This window comes from Leisingera sp. ABM4_060 (assembly GCF_056158765.1).
The window spans coordinates 3712037-3729051 of the sequence record NZ_JBSWTX010000001.1; the positions used below are offsets into that span (position 1 = coordinate 3712037).

17 protein-coding genes are annotated in these 17015 nt (G+C 63.2%); 8 read left to right on the forward strand and 9 right to left on the reverse strand.

Features of this window, described 5'->3' with window-relative positions; genetic code table 11:
- Positions 1-2 precede the first annotated feature (2 nt).
- Positions 3-1580, reverse strand: coding sequence for a DUF5928 domain-containing protein (locus tag ACXAEH_RS17885; RefSeq protein WP_475034674.1), 1578 nt, complete (start codon positions 1578-1580; stop codon positions 3-5).
- A gap of 142 nt (positions 1581-1722) precedes the next feature.
- Between ACXAEH_RS17885 and ACXAEH_RS17890 the strand changes: the two genes are divergently transcribed.
- The gene (locus ACXAEH_RS17890) at positions 1723-2541 is read left to right on the forward strand and encodes a sulfotransferase family protein (RefSeq protein ID WP_475034676.1); all 819 of its coding nucleotides are present in this window, start codon (positions 1723-1725) and stop codon (positions 2539-2541) included.
- A 449-nt stretch (positions 2542-2990) separates the two neighbouring features.
- Here ACXAEH_RS17890 and ilvD read toward each other — a convergent pair whose 3' ends face one another.
- Together ilvD and ACXAEH_RS17900 are read right to left on the reverse strand one after the other, a co-directional pair.
- Positions 2991-4835 carry a dihydroxy-acid dehydratase gene (ilvD, locus tag ACXAEH_RS17895; protein ID WP_475034677.1) on the reverse strand — a complete coding sequence of 615 codons (1845 nt, stop codon included), beginning with the start codon at positions 4833-4835 and terminating at the stop codon, positions 2991-2993.
- 134 nt (positions 4836-4969) lie between these two features.
- Positions 4970-6148, reverse strand: a complete 1179-nt coding sequence (locus ACXAEH_RS17900) for a benzoate/H(+) symporter BenE family transporter (protein WP_475034679.1) — start codon at positions 6146-6148, stop codon at positions 4970-4972.
- Between the two features lie 105 nt (positions 6149-6253).
- Between ACXAEH_RS17900 and ACXAEH_RS17905 the strand changes: the two genes are divergently transcribed.
- The 4 genes from ACXAEH_RS17905 to ACXAEH_RS17920 all read left to right on the forward strand — a co-directional run bounded on the left by ACXAEH_RS17905 (position 6254) and on the right by ACXAEH_RS17920 (position 9001).
- Positions 6254-6814: a helix-turn-helix domain-containing protein gene (locus ACXAEH_RS17905; protein WP_475034680.1), complete on the forward strand. Its 561-nt coding sequence runs from the start codon at positions 6254-6256 to the stop codon at positions 6812-6814.
- An 81-nt stretch (positions 6815-6895) separates the two neighbouring features.
- Positions 6896-7750: a DMT family transporter gene (locus tag ACXAEH_RS17910; RefSeq protein WP_475034682.1), complete on the forward strand. Its 855-nt coding sequence runs from the start codon at positions 6896-6898 to the stop codon at positions 7748-7750.
- A 45-nt stretch (positions 7751-7795) separates the two neighbouring features.
- Positions 7796-8278 (forward strand): SsrA-binding protein SmpB, encoded by a 483-nt coding sequence (gene smpB, locus ACXAEH_RS17915; RefSeq protein WP_475034684.1) that lies wholly within the window; start codon positions 7796-7798, stop codon positions 8276-8278.
- 255 nt (positions 8279-8533) lie between these two features.
- Positions 8534-9001, forward strand: coding sequence for a hypothetical protein (locus ACXAEH_RS17920; RefSeq protein WP_475034686.1), 468 nt, complete (start codon positions 8534-8536; stop codon positions 8999-9001).
- Between the two features lie 49 nt (positions 9002-9050).
- Here ACXAEH_RS17920 and ACXAEH_RS17925 read toward each other — a convergent pair whose 3' ends face one another.
- The 4 genes from ACXAEH_RS17925 to ACXAEH_RS17940 all read right to left on the reverse strand — a co-directional run bounded on the left by ACXAEH_RS17925 (position 9051) and on the right by ACXAEH_RS17940 (position 11969).
- A complete protein-coding gene (locus tag ACXAEH_RS17925; protein ID WP_475034688.1) occupies positions 9051-9656 on the reverse strand; it encodes a transmembrane anchor protein in 606 nt (201 codons plus the stop codon).
- A gap of 17 nt (positions 9657-9673) precedes the next feature.
- Positions 9674-10402 carry a HupE/UreJ family protein gene (locus ACXAEH_RS17930; RefSeq protein WP_475034690.1) on the reverse strand — a complete coding sequence of 243 codons (729 nt, stop codon included), beginning with the start codon at positions 10400-10402 and terminating at the stop codon, positions 9674-9676.
- Positions 10403-10441: 39 nt separating this feature from the next.
- Positions 10442-10777 (reverse strand): hypothetical protein, encoded by a 336-nt coding sequence (locus tag ACXAEH_RS17935; protein WP_475034692.1) that lies wholly within the window; start codon positions 10775-10777, stop codon positions 10442-10444.
- Positions 10778-10916: 139 nt separating this feature from the next.
- Positions 10917-11969 carry a leucine-rich repeat domain-containing protein gene (locus ACXAEH_RS17940; protein ID WP_475034694.1) on the reverse strand — a complete coding sequence of 351 codons (1053 nt, stop codon included), beginning with the start codon at positions 11967-11969 and terminating at the stop codon, positions 10917-10919.
- Between the two features lie 320 nt (positions 11970-12289).
- On the opposite strand from ACXAEH_RS17940, the gene sseA reads away from it, so the two are divergent.
- From sseA to ACXAEH_RS17955, 3 genes are all read left to right on the forward strand, one after another.
- The gene (gene sseA, locus ACXAEH_RS17945) at positions 12290-13144 is read left to right on the forward strand and encodes a 3-mercaptopyruvate sulfurtransferase (RefSeq protein ID WP_475034696.1); all 855 of its coding nucleotides are present in this window, start codon (positions 12290-12292) and stop codon (positions 13142-13144) included.
- On the forward strand, positions 13144-14328 hold the full coding sequence (locus ACXAEH_RS17950; RefSeq protein ID WP_475034698.1) for an amino acid aminotransferase: 1185 nt from the start codon (positions 13144-13146) through the stop codon (positions 14326-14328). The genes sseA and ACXAEH_RS17950 overlap by 1 nt, the downstream gene beginning before the upstream one ends.
- 374 nt (positions 14329-14702) lie before the next feature.
- Positions 14703-14960, forward strand: coding sequence for a hypothetical protein (locus ACXAEH_RS17955; RefSeq protein WP_039129664.1), 258 nt, complete (start codon positions 14703-14705; stop codon positions 14958-14960).
- Positions 14961-15102: 142 nt separating this feature from the next.
- On the opposite strand, the gene ACXAEH_RS17960 is transcribed toward ACXAEH_RS17955, so the two are convergent.
- Entirely contained in the window at positions 15103-16437 is a 1335-nt protein-coding gene (locus tag ACXAEH_RS17960) for an ammonium transporter (RefSeq protein WP_475034700.1), read from the reverse strand.
- Between the two features lie 26 nt (positions 16438-16463).
- Complete coding sequence (locus ACXAEH_RS17965; protein WP_475034701.1) at positions 16464-16802, reverse strand: P-II family nitrogen regulator; 339 nt, start codon at positions 16800-16802, stop codon at positions 16464-16466.
- Positions 16803-17015 lie beyond the last annotated feature (213 nt).

The window sequence follows — 17015 nt, forward strand, 5'->3', positions numbered from 1 at the left end:
GATCAGTCGGCAAACAGGTAGTGCGTTTCGGCGATCTGCATCGCCTTGTCCTCAGCCAGGCCCAGGAAGCCGCTGAGCTGGGCGGCGTTTTCCTCGGGAGAGCCGCTCTCGCGCATCTGGAACAGCTGGCTGAAGCCCGCATCGCGGATCCGGTCGGCCTCATGCACGATATCATTGCGGATCGTCGGCAGCAGCCGCTCCAGCGTCTGCTGCGGCGTGCGTTCACCCGCCAGCCCGACGCGGTGGGCGTGGCCGATCAGGTAGTCGTCGGTGAAGTCGCACTCGATCTGCAGGAAGCGGGTCGAGGAGCGGTCCGAATGGAAGTCGTTCATCAGCTCGATGGCGCCCGGATCCAGGCAGATGATCAGCTGGTCCGACTCGTAGTATTCGAATAGCATCCGCATCAGCGCCCGGCGGTGGCGGGTGCGTTTCATCAATGCCGCCTGAATGCCGCCGAGGTCGGGCAGCGGGGTGTCCTCCTCGTTGAACAGGTATTCGATGGCCGGGATGTTGGTCACCTGGCGGATCTGCTCCAGCAGCCGTTTGGCCACGTGCCATTTTTTGCAGATCACGATCAGCAATTCGCGCTCGCGGCCCAGCGTGCTTTCGGTTTCCCAGAACCGCGGCGCAAATCGGCGCCCGATGCGGCCGCGCTGGATCAGGAACTTGTAGAGGCTGCGGCCCTCGTTGGAGATCTGGAAATCCACGCCCTGCGCCGCGTACAGGCGACCCAGCCGCGATTTCAGCTCCTTCGCCTCCGGGCTGATCTTGCGGGCAAACAGGAAGTCCTGGCTCAGCAGCAGGTCGAAGTGGTCGTTGTGGAAGTTCACAGGCATGCCGTAGTCGGTGAACATCAGGAAAGTGAGGGTGCGGGTTTCGATCTCCTGCTCCGGGATCAGGTGGCGCACCAGGGTCTGAAAGAAGGTCTCATCCGGGATCCAGGTGGTGCGGAAGAAACGCACCACATCTTTGCGCTTGGCGATGAAGCTCAGGATCCATTCCACCGTGCGCCGCCGCAGGCACCACCATTGGCTGCCGATCTGCACCTGGATATCGGCCGGGATCTCACGCGTGAGGCCAAGGCGTTTCTGTGCTTCGAACATGGTATAGAAGCGCTTCTTCTGGGTGCGCTCGTTGAACCAGTGGCGGTAGATCAGCCGTTCCTCTTTCCAGCCGGTCTTGATCCAGTCGCTTTCGAAATAGTCGAAACTTTCGATGAAGTCGCAGTCATGCGCGTCCAGAAACCGGTGCGCGTATTCCGCCGTCTTCACCGCCATGCAATCGCCCGACAGCATGTAGAAATGGGTGGCGCGGGGAAATTCCTCGGCCGCGGTCTCCAGCGCATAGAGCGTCGCCTCGACCAGCGACCACTCGCCCCAGCCGCATTTGATCCGTTTGCGGGCAAAGGCGACATTGGGGTTGTCCGCCAGTTCGCTGCGGATCAGCTGGAAGTCTTCGGCGGCAGCGCGCGCATCGAAGTGAATCGACATGTAGTCGCCGGCAGCTGTCAGCCGCTCGGCCTGCTGGATGATCGCCTCGGGGTCTTTATGGCAGAGCAGAATATATGCAATTTTTGCCATAGTGCGGACGGACTGCCTTGTTTTGCCTGATTGTTTCCCTTGATAAGCGGGCTGAGGGCGCGAATAAACCAGATAGTTCCCGTTTCGCTAAACTTATGCGATGACTGCGGGTAACGGCGCATCAAAAAGAAGAGGGCAGCGGATGGGGTTCCCCGGCACCTGGATGACGGAAAGTGAAAGCGTGGTTTACCGGGTGGTGCCGAAATGCGCCTGCTCGACGATCGGGCAGATCCTGTATTACTCCGACCACGGCGAATTCTTTGACGGTGACATCCACGACGCCAAGCAGGGGCTGCACAAATGGGCGCTGGACCACAGCCAGGGTCCGATCACCCGCAACGTGCAGGGGCACCGGTCCTATGCCTTTACCTGTGTAAGAAACCCTTATACCCGCATCCTGTCGTCTTTCTTCGACAAGATCTGCGGCATCCAGCGCAACGGCAAGCGCTACCGCGGCAACTTGGTGCCCAAGCTGGCCTATGAATACGGCATCGAGGTGGGCGGCGAGGACGGCAAGCAGGAATTCGACCAGATTGCCAGTTTCCGCCGGTTTCTGCTGTTCGCACGCGACACCATCCGCTGGCGCCGCCCGATGGATCCGGACATCCACTGGTCGGCAATGTCGGGGCATGTGTCGACCTTCATCCTGAACGGCGGCCGCTACAACCAGATCTTCTGGACCGAGGCCTTCAATGACGGGATGCAGGGGGTGCTGGACGCCATCGAAACCCCGCACCCGGTAGACCTGGCCGCCATCCCGCGCTTCAACGAAAGCGAAGGCCACGGCCCCAAGCGCGCCCATCCGGTGGAGGATTACTTCGACGATCTGTCGATGCATCTGGTCTACGAGATCTACAAGCGCGATTTCGAGCTGTTCAAATACGATTTCGAGAACCCGGGCAGCAAGATGCCGGTGGGCGCGATCGATCTGGACGAGGTGCACGCCAAGCTGGGTGAGTGACAGAGCGGGCGGGACACTCCCGCGCCTTGCCGCCGCATCGAAGATGCCGCAGCACAAGCCTTGGGCCGGGCGCCGCTGGCGCGGCGCGGTTGCATTCAATAGGCAGTCTTTCGGCTTCTTTCTGGTCGCAAATACTCCCCGCCGGAGGCGCGCCGCGCGTTTGCGCGGCGCCACGCCCAACGCCGCCAGGCGCGATGGCATCAGCCAGCGCGCAGCAGCGGGGGCGGGAGAGCTTGGCGGCTGCAGGAATTTTTGCTGAGAAGCGGTTCAGGGGCAGGTTTGCCCTGAACGCGCCTTGTCCATGGTAAAGCGCCTGAGACCGCCTCAAGGGCAAGCGGCTGCGCCGCCGCGCGTGCGCGGCCCTTGACCCGGCCTCAGGCGAGGGTGCCAAAAGAAAACCCGCCGCGGTTGGGGCGGCGGGTTTGAAATGGAAGTCAGGCTTTTGTGCCTCAATCCTCGTCAGGCAGCGCGCGTACCGCACCCTTGGCAGCCGACGTGGCCAGCATCGCATAGGCCTTCAACGCCTTCGATACCTTGCGCTTGCGCGGCTCGGCGGGTTTCCAGCCCTTGGCGTCCTGCTCTTCGCGGCGTGCTGCCAGTTCCTCGTCGGAGACCGCCAGATGGATTGAGCGGTTGGGGATGTCGATCTCGATGGTGTCTCCCTGGCGCACCAGGCCGATGGTGCCGCCCTCGGCTGCCTCGGGCGAAACATGGCCGATCGACAGGCCCGAAGTGCCGCCGGAGAAGCGGCCATCAGTCAGCAGGGCGCATTTTTTGCCCAGGCCTTTGGACTTCAGATAAGAGGTCGGGTAGAGCATTTCCTGCATTCCCGGGCCGCCGCGCGGGCCCTCATAGCGGATCACCACCACGTCGCCTTCCTTGACCTTGCCGGTCAGGATGTCGTTCACGGCTTGATCCTGGCTTTCGCAGACATAAGCCGAGCCGGTGAAGGTCAGGTTGCTGGCGTCCACACCTGCGGTTTTCACGATGCAGCCGTCCAGGGCGATATTGCCGGACAGAACCGCAAGGCCGCCGTCCTGGCTGAAGGCGTGCTCTTTCGAGCGGATCACGCCGTTTTCACGGTCGTTGTCCAGCTCTTTGTAACGGTTGGATTGGCTGAATGCCTGGGTGGTGCGCACGCCGCCGGGGGCCGCCTTGAACAGCTCTTCGGCCTCGGGGTTGTTGGCGACCTTGATGTCCCACTTTGCGATGGCTTCGCCCATGGTCGAGGAATGCACGGTGCTGCAGTGGTTGTGCAAGAGGCCTGCGCGGCTGAGCTCGCCCAGGATCGAGAAGATGCCGCCGGCCCGGTGAACGTCTTCCATATGCACGTTCGCAGTGTTCGGCGCCACCTTGCAGAGGCAAGGCACCTTGCGGCTCAGCGCGTCCATGTGGGACATGTTGAAGTCCACCTCGCCTTCGTTGGCGATGGCCAGCAGGTGCAGAACGGTGTTGGTGGAGCCGCCCATGGCGATGTCCAGGCTCATTGCGTTCTCGAACGCATCAAAGGTCGCAATCTCGCGCGGCAGCAGGCCTTTTTCCTCGTCCGCATAATGGCGCTTGGTGATCTCGACGATCTTGCGGCCGGCTTCCAGGAACAGCCCCTTGCGGTCGGCGTGGGTGGCCAGGGTCGAGCCGTTGCCGGGCAGCGCCAGGCCCAGGGCCTCGGCCAGGCAGTTCATCGAGTTGGCGGTGAACATGCCCGAGCAGGAGCCGCAGGTGGGGCAGGCGTTTTCCTCGATGTGCTGGACCTGCTCGTCGGTGAATTTGTCATTCGCCGCGGCGACCATGGCGTCGACCAGGTCGATCTTTTTCATGTCCAGATCGGCGATGTCGATCTTGCCCGCTTCCATCGGGCCGCCGGAGACAAAGATCGCCGGGATATTCAGGCGCATCGCGGCCATCAGCATCCCCGGAGTGATCTTGTCGCAGTTGGAGATGCAGACCATGGCGTCCGCACAGTGCGCGTTGACCATATATTCGACAGAGTCAGCGATCACTTCGCGCGAGGGCAGCGAGTAGAGCATGCCGTCGTGGCCCATGGCGATGCCGTCATCCACCGCGATGGTGTTGAACTCTTTCGCCACGCCGCCGGCCGCCTCGACTTCGCGGGCGACCATCTGGCCCAGGTCCTTGAGGTGGACGTGGCCGGGCACGAACTGGGTGAAGGAGTTGACGATGGCGATGATCGGTTTGCCGAAATCATCGTCCTTCATGCCGGTGGCGCGCCACAATCCGCGCGCGCCCGCCATGTTGCGGCCATGGGTGGAGGTTCTGGATCGGTACTTTGGCATCAGGCTGGTTCCCTTAATCTTTGCCCTCAGGGACACGATTTGCGCAATAAAGGCAACCGGGCGGGGCGGGGTTCGGTAATTTTGGCGCAGTATACGCCGGTTTTTGCGGGGTGAAATGTCTCTGGCAGGGTCTCTCAGGCACGGGCCGGGGCGGGTTCCGGGCTTTTCAGCCAGTGATTTACCGCAATCCCCAGCACCAGCGCCCAAAAGGGGGCGCCGATTCCATAGAAGCTGATGCCGGAGACGGTGGTCATGAAGGTGATCAGCGCGGCCTCCCGTCCCTTGGTATCTGACAATGCGGCCGACAGGCTGTTGCCGATGGTGGAGAGCAGCGCCAGGCCTGCGACGGTGGCGATCAGCGCCTTGGGGGCGATCAGGAACAGGCTGATGACAGTGGCGCCGCCCAGCCCCACCAGGATGTAGACCAGCCCGGTCATCACGCCTGCCAGATAGCGGGTGTCGGGGTTCTCGTCCGCCTCTGGCCCGGCACAGATCGCTGCGGTGATGGCAGCGAGGTTGAAGGCAAAGCCGCCAAAGGGCGCAAGGATCAGCGAGGCCAGGCCGGTGACGGTCAGGCTGGCGGAAACCGGGGGTTCATATCCGCAGGCTTTCAGAGCCACCACGCCGGGCATGTTCTGCGAGGACATGGTGACGATATAAAGCGGCAGTCCGATGCCGATCAGCACCGGCAGCGAGAAGGCGGGCGTGACGAACTCGGGGGCTGCCAGGGTCAGGTCCAGCGCCTCCAGGCTGCCGAAGGCACCGGTGCTCGCGCACCATGGCACGCCTGCGGCCAGCACCGTGGGAATGGTGTAGCGGGGGAACAGCTTGCGCCCTGCGAGGAAGGTGAGGCCCATCACGGTGACCAGCGCGGTGTCGCTTTGCAGTGAGGTGAATGCGGACAGCCCGAACTGGAACAGGATGCCCGCCAGCATGGCGCTGGCGAGACTGTCAGGGATCAGGCGCGACAGGGTGGCAAACCAGCCGGTAACACCGGTGAGGGTTAAGAGAAGGGCACAGAACAGGAAGGCGCCCACCGCCTCAGCCAGCGGCACACCATTGAGGCTGACGGCCAGCAGGGCTGCACCAGGGGTCGACCAGGCTGTCAGGATCGGCATCCGGTAGATCAGCGACAGGACCAGGCAGGTGATCCCCATGCCAAGCCCCAGAACCAGCATCCAGCTGTTGGCCTGGGCCTGGGTGGCGCCGACGGCCTCGATGGCTTGGAAAATGATGGCGACCGAGCCGGTGTAGCCGACCAGCACGGCAACAGCACCGGAGACGAAATGCGACAGCTTCAGATCCTTGAGCATGCGGGTTTTCCTTTGGCGCCGGATCGGCTAGGGGTTTCGTGCGTTATAGCGCACACTACAGTTTGTGCGTTATAACGCACAAGGCTTTTTTGACGGGCGGATAGAATGAGCGATGACGGCATCACCCTGAACCTGCGGGAAATCCGTGCGGCGGCTGGGCTTAGCCTCAGCAAGGCGGCGGAGATCACCGGGGTCAGCAAGGCGATGCTGGGGCAGATCGAGCGCGGCGAATCAAGTCCGACGATTGCGACGCTGTGGAAGATCGCCAAGGGGTTCCACCTGCCGCTGACAGCTTTGCTGGGTGAGGCAGCGCGGCCGGTGAGCGCCGCTACCGGTGTTTACGAGACGGTGCAGTTCCCGGGCAGCATTGCGGTGAAGATTGTCTTTCCCTTCGATCCGCTTTTGGGGGCGGAGACCTTTCAGGTGACGCTGCAGCCCGGCCAAAGCCATCAGTCTCAGCCGCATGACACCGGGGTTACAGAGGAGGTCTATGTGCTGCACGGCTCCATGGAGGTGCTGCGGAATGGTGAGTGGGTGGCGCTGGAGCCCGGCCAAGGGCTGCGGTTTGCCGCCGACCAGCCGCATGGCTACCGCAGCGCGGAGACCGGTGCGTCTTTCCTCAATATGCATCACTACCGGCAGGCCCTTCTGACGCAGCGGGATTGAAGTGCTTCACTTGTGTATTTCAGCCCGCACCCCTACCACTTGCGCAAGTCATTGAGTTTTGGGGATTTGAGGGGCACCGGAATGGACACGTTGCGCGGAAGCCTTCTGATGGTGCTGGCCATGGCGGCCTTTGCGCTGGAAGACATGTTCATCAAATCCGCGGCCCTTGCGCTGCCGGTCGGGCAGATCCTGATCCTGTTCGGCCTCGGCGGAATGGTCATTTTCGCAGGCCTGGCGCGTGCGCAAGGTCACGCCCCTTGGCACCCGGGCTTTGGCACGCGCCCGATGCTGTGGCGTTCTCTGGCGGAGGTGGTTGGGCGGCTGTGTTTCACCCTGGCGATTGCGCTGACGCCGCTGTCTTCGGCCTCGGCTATCCTGCAGGCGACGCCTTTGGTGGTGGCCGCGGGTGCGGTGGTGTTTTTTGGCGAGATCGTCGGCTGGCGGCGCTGGCTGGCTATCGGGCTGGGCTTTGCCGGGGTGCTCTTGATCCTGCGCCCGGGCCTCAGCGGTTTTGAACCCGCCTCGCTGTTTGCGGTGGCGGGCACCTTGGGCTTTGCCGGCCGCGATCTGGCCACCCGTGCCGCGCCCAAGGACATGAGCAACCATCAGCTGGGATTCCTCGGCTTTGCCATGCTGGTGGCGGCCGGGGCGATTGCGCTGGGCTGGAGCGGCGGGGCGGTTTGGCCTGCGCCGCGCAACTGGCTGGACATCACCGCCGCCACGGTCATTGGAGTCATTGCTTATAACGCCCTGTCGGGCGCGATGCGGGCGGGCGAGATTTCGGTGATTGCGCCGTTCCGGTATACGCGGCTGGTTTTTGCCATGGTGCTGGGGGTTCTGGTCTTTGGCGAGCGCCCCGATACGCTGACCCTGATCGGCAGCGCGGTCATTGTCGGCAGCGGTGTTTTCACGCTGCTGCGCAGCCGGAAAGCGTGAACCCCGTCTTGCGCCTGCCGCCGCGCCGCCTTACATCTGCCGCCCATGGCCAAGAAGAAGCAGACATCAGATCCCAATTACAAGGTGATCGCCGAGAACCGGCGGGCGCGTTTCGACTACGCGATCGAAGACGATATCGAATGCGGCATCGTGCTGGAGGGATCCGAGGTCAAGGCGCTGCGCGGCAATGGCACCAATATCGCCGACAGCTATGCGGCGGTGGAGGAGGGCGAGCTGTGGCTGGTGAACTCCTACATCCCGCCTTATGCGCAGGCCAAGGTATTCAAGCATGAGGAGCGCCGCCGCCGCAAGCTGATGGTGTCCAGGAAGGAACTGGCGGATCTGTGGAACCTCACCCAGCGCAAGGGGATGACCCTGGTGCCCTTGGTGATCTATTTCAACCACCGCGGCCGGGCCAAGATCAAGCTGGGCATCGCCAAGGGCAAGAAGCTGCATGACAAGCGTGAAACCCAGGCCAAGCGTGACTGGGGCCGCCAGAAGCAGCGGCTGCTGAAAGACGCGCGCTGAGCAGAGGAGGGCGCTGCCCTCTTGGCCTGCGGCCAATTCACCCGGAGTATTTTGGACCAGAAAGAAGCTGTGGGGCTGCGTATGCCGCGGGGCCTTGCCGGGACGGGCCATGGTTTCGATTTGGCTTGTTGTATTATCTGACTGAATGAGTCAGATAAGCGCTGCCCAGCAGATTCGCCACTGGATCAGGCCCGGCCGGAGAGGACAGCCCGCCGGCTGTCCGGAAGCGATAGGGGGAAGCGGATGTGTGCCCGAGTGTCCGGGACCGCGCTGGCGGCGCATGGGTTTGATGATTTCGAGACCGGGCTTCTGCCGGTGCTGCGTCAGTTTCTGCTGAGTTATGAGCAGCCGCACAGCCAAGCCTGGCAGCAGGCTTACGCGGTGGCTGCGGAGCGCTGGGGGGAGGCGGTCGGCCTGCCGGCGGCGCAGGCGCTGATGAAGCTGGTGCGCGCGGTGCTGGAAAGCCGGGAAAGCCGCTTTTGCTTTGCCGATCCCTTTGATCTGGAGCGCCGGGCTTCGGTCACGGCGGATGAGGCGGCACTGTTGCGGATGCTGCACCATATGCGCCGGGATCAGACGCCGCAGGCGCGCGAGGCGGTGGCGGATGTGACCGCCGGGCAGATGGATCCGCATGTGATCCGGGCCGGGCTGGCCTTTGCCTGCCGGTTTTCAGCCGGGCAGGCGGCGCGGGCAGAAGCGCCGCGGTTGCGGGTGGTGGCATAGCTTTGGGGCAAGTGCCCGCAGCTTGGGCCGCGGGCACGGTGTTTCAGGTTCAGTAGGTCTGCGTGATGCTGCTGTAGGTGCCGCGCAGGCGGACGGAGACCGTGACGTCATTGCTGGTGCGGTTGCGCCAGAACCAGCCGTGGTTGCCGGTGAACGCTGCTTTCAGGACGCCGGCTGCCCCCGGCACGCCGCGGCCCTTTTCATAGGAAATGGAGTTGCCGCCGCCGTCGCCGTGCAGGTCGAAATTCACCACGCCTTCGGAGACCGACCAGTCAAAGACCGCCTCGGCGTCCTTGTCCATTACCAGTTTCCATTCAACCCCCTGGCCGGGGCTGAGGGTGAAGGAAAACTCATCTTTCCAGGCCGGGGCCTCCTGCGCCTGGGCGCTGGAGAGGAAGAGGTGCAGGAAACCGCCGGCGGGGGAAACGGCGGCCTGCTGGTCGGCCTCGGCTTCCTCAGCCAGCTGGGTCTTGATCTCTCCCATCTCGGTGAGGCCCAGCAGGCGGCCGATGCCGGTGGGGTCGATGGCGTATTCCGAAGGCAGCACCACGGTGACCAGGATCGCGGCGGCGGAGGCAGCGGCGATCAGAGTAGATTTCACCAGTTGCTGCGGGGCCGGCAGATCCTCTGCCTTGGGTTTGTCTGCGTTGTACATGTTTGAATCTCCTAAGATCAGAGGGAGAGGGAGAGGGCGAGGCCGGTCAGCTGATATCCCGTCAGCACAAATCCTGCCGTCATCATCACGACGTTTGCGGTATAGGCATGGCGCCAGAAGCTGTCCGAGCGGCGCCACCAGCCCATCGCGATCAGGATGGCCGAGAGCGCCAGCACCTGGCCGATCTCGACGCCCACGTTGAAGGCCAGCAGGTTGGCCAAGAGCCCGTCGGGGGCGATGTCGTAGTCGAGGATCTTGGTCGTCAGCCCCAGCCCGTGGCAGAAGCCGAAGATCAGCGTGGCGGCCTTGGTATTGGGCTGCACCCCGAACCAGCGCTGGAAGGCGCCGAGGTTGTCGAGCGCCTTGTAGACCACCGACAGCCCGATAATGGCATCGATCAGATAGGCGTTGACGTTCCAGCCGAACCAGACCCCCAGCAGCATCGTGGTGGAGTGGCCAAGGGCAAACAGGCTCACATAGATGGCCACGTGGTGCATCTTGTAGAGGAAGAAGACCACGCCGAAGAGGAACAGGATATGGTCGTAGCCGGTGACCATATGTTTGGCGCCAAGATACATGAAGGGGATCAGCTTCACCCCCCATATCTCCTGGATATAGCCGGCATCGCCGGGGGTGACGTTATGGGCGGCCGCCATCGTGGCGCTGAAGATCAGCGCCAGGGCTGGCAGCAGGACAGGACCCCGGCGCGCGCGCCGTTTGGGCCTGCCGAAAGGGGCAGAGTTCATGAAATTGCTCCGTTGGTTTGGATGTGTTCTGAGGTGTGGTCAGGACATCCAGACGCGCGGAGGGTGTTCGATTGTGAAGATGGGCGGCGGAGCAAAGCCTGGGCCTGCCGCCTGATGACGGTCCGCCGCGGGGATGTGCAGGGCAAGGCCGCCGGGGGCAGGTGTCAGGGCTGAGTTGTGATCGTGGTCGGCGGCGTCGTGGCTGTGGCCGTGCTGGCTCCACATCAGATCCGCAGCCTCGCCATGGGCGTGGCCGTGTTCGGCTGCCCGCTCGACGATGCTTTGCTGGATCAGAGCCTGGCCCGGGTCATGGCGCAGCGGCGCCTTCAGGCTCCAGACGGCCATGGCAAGGCACAGCGCGATGTTCAGCGCCATCAGCCATCTGCTTATGCCTGCCCGCATTTTACCTGCCCGGTTCGGTTGTTCCAATGGCGGCATATCCCCTGGGGGAGGATGAGGTCAATTGCCATTGCTGCCCAGCTTGGGCAGCGGCGGCTGTTTCCCGCCTGTGGCACTACCGGGTTCCGGCGATGTAGGCGGCGATTTTTTCCTTGCCCAGAAGGCGCTTGTGGTTGTCCATATCCGGGCCGGCAAAGACGATCCGCAGGTTTTTGACATCCAGCAGCGGGTTGAGCAGTTCTGCCGGCAGGCCGATCACCCGCAGAATTGAGAGCTTCTGCAGGTCTTTCAGCGGGGACAGATCGGTGATGGCCGTTCCTGAAATGCTGAAATCCCACAGCTCCTGCATGTCCTTGACGGGGTCCAGGCTGGAAACAGCGGTATTGCTGACCGACAGTTCCCGCAGGTTCTTACCTGCCAGCGGGGAGAGGCTGGTGATGGCGGTGCCTTTCAAGCTCAGCTTGCGCAGCGCGCCGAGACCGGACAGCGGGGCGATGTCGCTCACGCTGGTGCCGTCCAGCTCCAGCTCTGTCAGGCTGATGGCGCCGGCAATCGGGCTCAGATCGGTGACGCCGGTGTCTGAGAGGATCAGGGTTTGCAGCACCGGCTTGTCCTGCAGCCCTTCCAGGCTTTGCAGCCGGGTTCCGTCGGCGCGCAGCATCTCCAGCCGGTCCGAGGCCGCCAGCGCGGCGACGCTTTCGACCGGGCAGTTGGAAATCCAGGCCACGCGCAGGTTGGCAGCCGCCAGCGGGCTCAGGTCGGACACCTGCGTGTTGAAGGCCAGGAAGATTTCCAGATCCTCCAGGCCGTCCAGCGGGCTGAGGTCGGTGACCCCCGAGTTGGCGATATTGAGGCTCTGCAGCCGGGTGAAGCCGCGCAGAAAGCCGAGATCGGTGATTTCTTCGATGCCCCAAACCGACAGGTGCTCAAGCCCGGTCAGGCTGGCCAGCGGCGAAAAATCCGGGGCGCTGACAGAATCAAGGCTCAGCCGCTTCAGCTCCGGCAACCGGGTGAGCGGTGCCAGATCCGGGGCGTTAATGCTCACCAGTGCCAGTCTTTCCAGATTGGGCAGGGCGGCAAGCGGAGTGAGGTCCAGCGGTTCCCCATAGCGCAAATCAGCCAGCAGCGTGAGGTCGGTGAGTTGGCGGAACTGCGTTAACTCCTGCAAGTCCGGGGTATGTTCCCCAATCCGGACCTTTGCCTTTAAATCATTGTTATCAATGCATGTTTCTCCGATTTTCACGCAATCTGCCAGTGCCGCTTGCGGTGCCATCAGCCCGCTGGCGGTCAGAAGGGCTGCAAGGAAGAGACGGAGACCGGGCATGCAATATACCTTTGCGGGAACGTGCTGAAATGGTGACCCTTGTTATTACCGCTCCGCAAAAGGCCCGCAAGATTTTTGTAACCGCAGGTAGAAGGCCGCGATGCCTTGCACCGCTGTGCTGCCGGATGTACCCATGGCGCATGCACAGAGAGGGAGAAGCTTTGATGCAGGACGATCCGAAGACACTCGTTTCCACAGACTGGCTGGCCGCCCATCTGAAGGACCCGGATCTTCGGGTGCTGGACGCGTCATGGTATCTGCCGCAGCAAGGCCGGGACGCCAAGGCAGAATATGAGGCCGCCCATATCCCCGGCGCGCGCTTCTTTGACATCGACGAGATTTCCGACCACCGCTCGGACCTGCCGCATATGGTGCCGCCGGTTGAGAAGTTCATGTCCCGCCTGCGGGCGATGGGCGTGGGCGACGGCCACCAGGTGGTGGTCTATGACGGCGCTGGCCTGTTCTCGGCGGCCCGTGTGTGGTGGCTGTTCCGGCTGATGGGGCAGACCAACATCGCGGTGCTGGACGGCGGCTTCCCGAAATGGCAGGCCGAAGGCCAACCGGTCGAGGACCTGCCGCCGGTGATCCGCGACCGCCACATGACTGTGCGGGTGCAGAACCACATGGTGCGCGACGTGACCCAGGTCTCTTCCGCGGCCAAGCTGGGCGATCACGAAATCATTGATGCCCGTTCTGCAGAGCGTTTCCGCGGCGATGCGCCGGAACCGCGCGAGGGCCTGCGCGCAGGCCACATCCCCGGCTCCAAGAACGTGCCCTTTGGCCAGGTGCTGAACGCGGACGGCACCATGAAGGACGCTGCCGGCATCCGCGCCGCCTTTGAGGCCGCCGGCGTTGATCTGAACAAACCTGCGATTACTTCCTGCGGTTCGGGCGTCACCGCCGCCATCCTCAGCCTCGCCATGGAGCGGGCCGGCAAGACCGACCATGCGCTTTATGACGGGTCCTGGGTGGAATGGGGTGCCTTCCCGACCCTTCCCGTTGCTACCGGAGAGAACTGATGTTCGAGACCCTGAAACCCCAGCCCGCCGACAAGATTCTGGCGCTGATGCAGATGTTCCGCGACGACCCGCGCGCGGACAAGATCGACCTTGGTGTCGGCGTCTACAAGAACGCCGAGGGCGTCACTCCGGTGATGCGCGCCATCAAGGCGGCTGAGCACAAGCTGTGGGAAGAGCAGACCAGCAAGGCCTATGTCGGCCTGGCAGGCGATCCGGCCTATGGCGATGCAATGATCAAGCTGATCCTGGGCGATGCGGTTGCCCGTGGCAATATCGCCGCTGCGGCCACTCCCGGCGGCACCGGCGCCGTGCGCCAGGCGTTTGAGCTGATCAAGATGGCCAACCCTTCCGCACGTGTCTTCGTATCGGACCCGACCTGGCCGAACCACGTGTCGATCCTGAAATACGTCGGCATCGAGACCGTGGTCTACCGCTACTTCGACCGCGAGACCCGCGGTGTGAACTTCGACGCGATGATGGAAGACCTGAAGGGTGCGAACAAAGGCGACGTGGTTCTCCTGCACGGCTGCTGCCACAACCCGACCGGCGCCAATCTGAGCGAAGTGCAGTGGAAGGAAGTCATTGCGCTGTTGAACGAGCGCGGCCTGATCCCGATGATCGACATTGCCTATCAGGGCTTTGGCGATGGTCTGGAAGAAGATGCGCTTGGCGTGCGTCTGGTCGCCTCCAGCTGCCCCGAGACGCTGATTGCCGCCAGCTGCTCCAAGAACTTCGGCATCTACCGCGAGCGCACCGGCCTCTTGATGGCGGTGTCCAACGACGCAGGTGCGCAAGGTTTGAACCAGGGCACCCTGGCATTCCTGAACCGCCAGAACTACTCCTTCCCGCCCGATCACGGCGCGCGTCTGGTGACCATGATCCTGAACGACGAGGCCCTGCGCGCCGATTGGGCCGCTGAGCTGGAAGACACCCGCCTGGGCATGCTGGGCCTGCGTCAGCAGCTGGCGGACGAACTGCAGCGGCTGACCGGCTCCGACCGCTTCGGTTTCATCGCCCAGCACCGCGGCATGTTCTCGCTTCTGGGCACCACGCCGGAGCTGGTCGAGAAGATGCGCGCGGACAACGGCATCTACATGGTCGGCGACAGCCGCCTGAACATTGCGGGCCTGAATGCGCAGACCGTGCCGGTGCTGGCCAAGGCGATTGTCGACGCCGGCGTCTGAGCCTTTCAGGCAGTTTGAAAGTGAGGAACGCGCACCATTGCGGGCGCGTTTTTCTTGACGTGGCGCCTAAGACTTTTCTGAAAAGTCTTAGGCAAAAGTTTTCAGAAAACTTTTGCGCGCAAGATCCAGTGATCTGCGATTCTGCGGGGGCAGGGCTCCCGCGCCTGGCTGCGTGCCTTGGCTGCGCCAAGACCCTTGCAGGCTTGGGCGTGGCACCGCTGCCGCGGTGCAGATGGCAGTTGAGTTGCCCCTGAACCGCGGGAAAGAAAATCTCCTGCTTGACGTTTGGTCACCTGGAATCCGGCGACGGAAGAGCCGGGAACCCGCGTTTGTGCTTGCGGAAGTCACGAGTAACACAGCCTAGGAGACCTGAAATGACCCTCGCAAAATCCGCTCTTGCCCTGATCCTGTCCGCCGCCGTTGCCCTGCCGCTGGCCGCCCCCGCCTTTGCTGCAAACGGCGAGGTGATTGACCGGGTGGAAAACCGCGCCGACCGCCGCGAGAACCGCCGGGACGAAGCCGTCGATACCGGCGTCTGGGATGTGGTGGAGGACCATCTGGACCGCGCCGAGGACCGCCGCGATTACCGCGACCAGAAAGCGCCCAAGGTGATTGTCGTCCCCCAGGGCTAAGGCCGCAGCCCGCGCCGCGCCAGCGGCGCCCGGCCCAACAGGGAGGGATCATTTGAAATGATCCCGGAGCTGGCGGGAGCCCCGCCGAAACAAAATCGCGGCGCCTGAAGCAGGCGCCGCGCTTGTTTTTGCCGGGACAGACTTAGCTCGGCGAGAACTCCGGGTAAGCCTCCATGCCCAGCTCCGCCATGTCGAGGCCGTTGACCTCATCCTCTTCTTCCACCCGGATGCCGGTGGCGGCGCGCAGCGCAATCCAGACCACGGCGGAGGCGGTGACGGCGAAGACGCCCACCACGGCGATGCCGGTCAGCTGCTTCAGCAGGGTGGCGTCCGGGTTCGACAGCACCACAGCAACAGTGCCCCAGATGCCGCAAAGGAGATGCACCGGAATGGCGCCGACCACATCGTCGATCTGCAGCTTGTCGAGGAACGGCACGGCAAAAACCACGATCACGCCGCCGATGGCACCGATCAAGGTGGCCAGGCCCAGACCAGGGGTCAGCGGTTCGGCAGTGATCGCGACCAGGCCGGCCAACGCACCGTTCAGGATCATGGTGAGATCCGGTTTCTTGAACAGAAGCTGGGTCAGGATCAGAGCCGCGACCGCGCCGCCGGCCGCGGCTGCATTGGTATTGGCAAAGATGCGCGAGATATCGGCCACATCCCCCACCGAGCCCATCGCCAGCTGCGAGCCGCCGTTGAAGCCGAACCAGCCCATCCACAGGATGAAGGTGCCCAGCGTTGCCAGGGCCAGGTTGGAGCCGGGCATCGGAATGGTTTTGCCGTCCTTGTACTTGCCGATGCGGGGGCCCAGGATCAGTGCGCCGGTCAAGGCCGCCCAGCCGCCCACCGAATGCACCACGGTGGAGCCTGCGAAATCCAGGAAACCCATCTCCTCCAGGAAGCCGCCGCCCCATTTCCAGCTGGCTTGGATCGGGTAGATCACCGAGGTCAGGACGATGGTGAAAATCAGGAAGGGCCACAGCTTGATGCGCTCGGCCAAAGTGCCCGAAACAATCGAGGCAGTGGCGGCGCAGAACATCAGCTGAAAGAAGAAATCCGAGCCGGTGGAAGCGTAGGAATAGTCATCCGCGCCTTCCGCACTGATCCCAACAGCCTCCAGCACGCCGGGGCCAAATACGCCGGACAGGATACCGTCCATCGACCAATTGCCCAGCGGATACATCAGGTTATAGCCGATCAGCCAGTAAAACACGGCCGCCAGCGAGAACAGCGCCATGTTTTTGGTGAGCTGCATGGTCACGTTCTTGGAGCGCACCAGGCCCGCCTCCAGCATAGCGAATCCGGCCGCCATCCAGAACACCAGGAAGCCGCCCACCAGGAACAGCAAGGAGTTCAGGATGAACACGGTGTCGGTTGAGGGGTTTACACCGGGGGCCGGGCCGTCCTGGGCCAGCGCCAGGCCCGGCAGCGCGGCCAGGGCCAGCGCCAAGAGGGGGAGTTTCAGGGTCTTCATAGGTCTTTCCTCCATGCCGGGCGCCGTCACAGCGCCTCGAGATTGGTTTCGCCGGTGCGCACCCGCACCGCCTGGTCCACATCCAGAACAAAAATCTTGCCGTCGCCGATCTTGCCGGTGCGGGCGGTTTCAGAGATGACGCTGACGGCCTGTTCGGCGAGGTCGGCAGGCACCACCAGCTCCAGCTTCAGCTTGGGGACGAAATTCACTTCGTATTCGGCGCCGCGGTAGATCTCGGTGTGGCCTGCCTGGGCGCCAAAGCCCTTGATTTCGGTGACCATCAGCCCGCTCACGCCCAGAGAGGTCAGCGCCTGGCGGACCTCGTCCAGCTTGAAGGGTTTGATGGCAGCTATGATCATTTTCATATGTGCACCTTCTGGTTTCGCGCTGCTCCGGCCCCGCGCCGACGCATTGTGCACCTGCAGCAAAACCGCTCCCTTGAGTCGTGCAAACGCCAAGGCAGCAGGAATCCGCGCGTCTTTCTGCGCGCGCACAATAATTTTGCGCCCTAAGGCGGCTTCGCTTAAAAACCGGCCATCTGGCAAAGGGGAAAGGTCCGGATTCTGCCCCCTCTACAA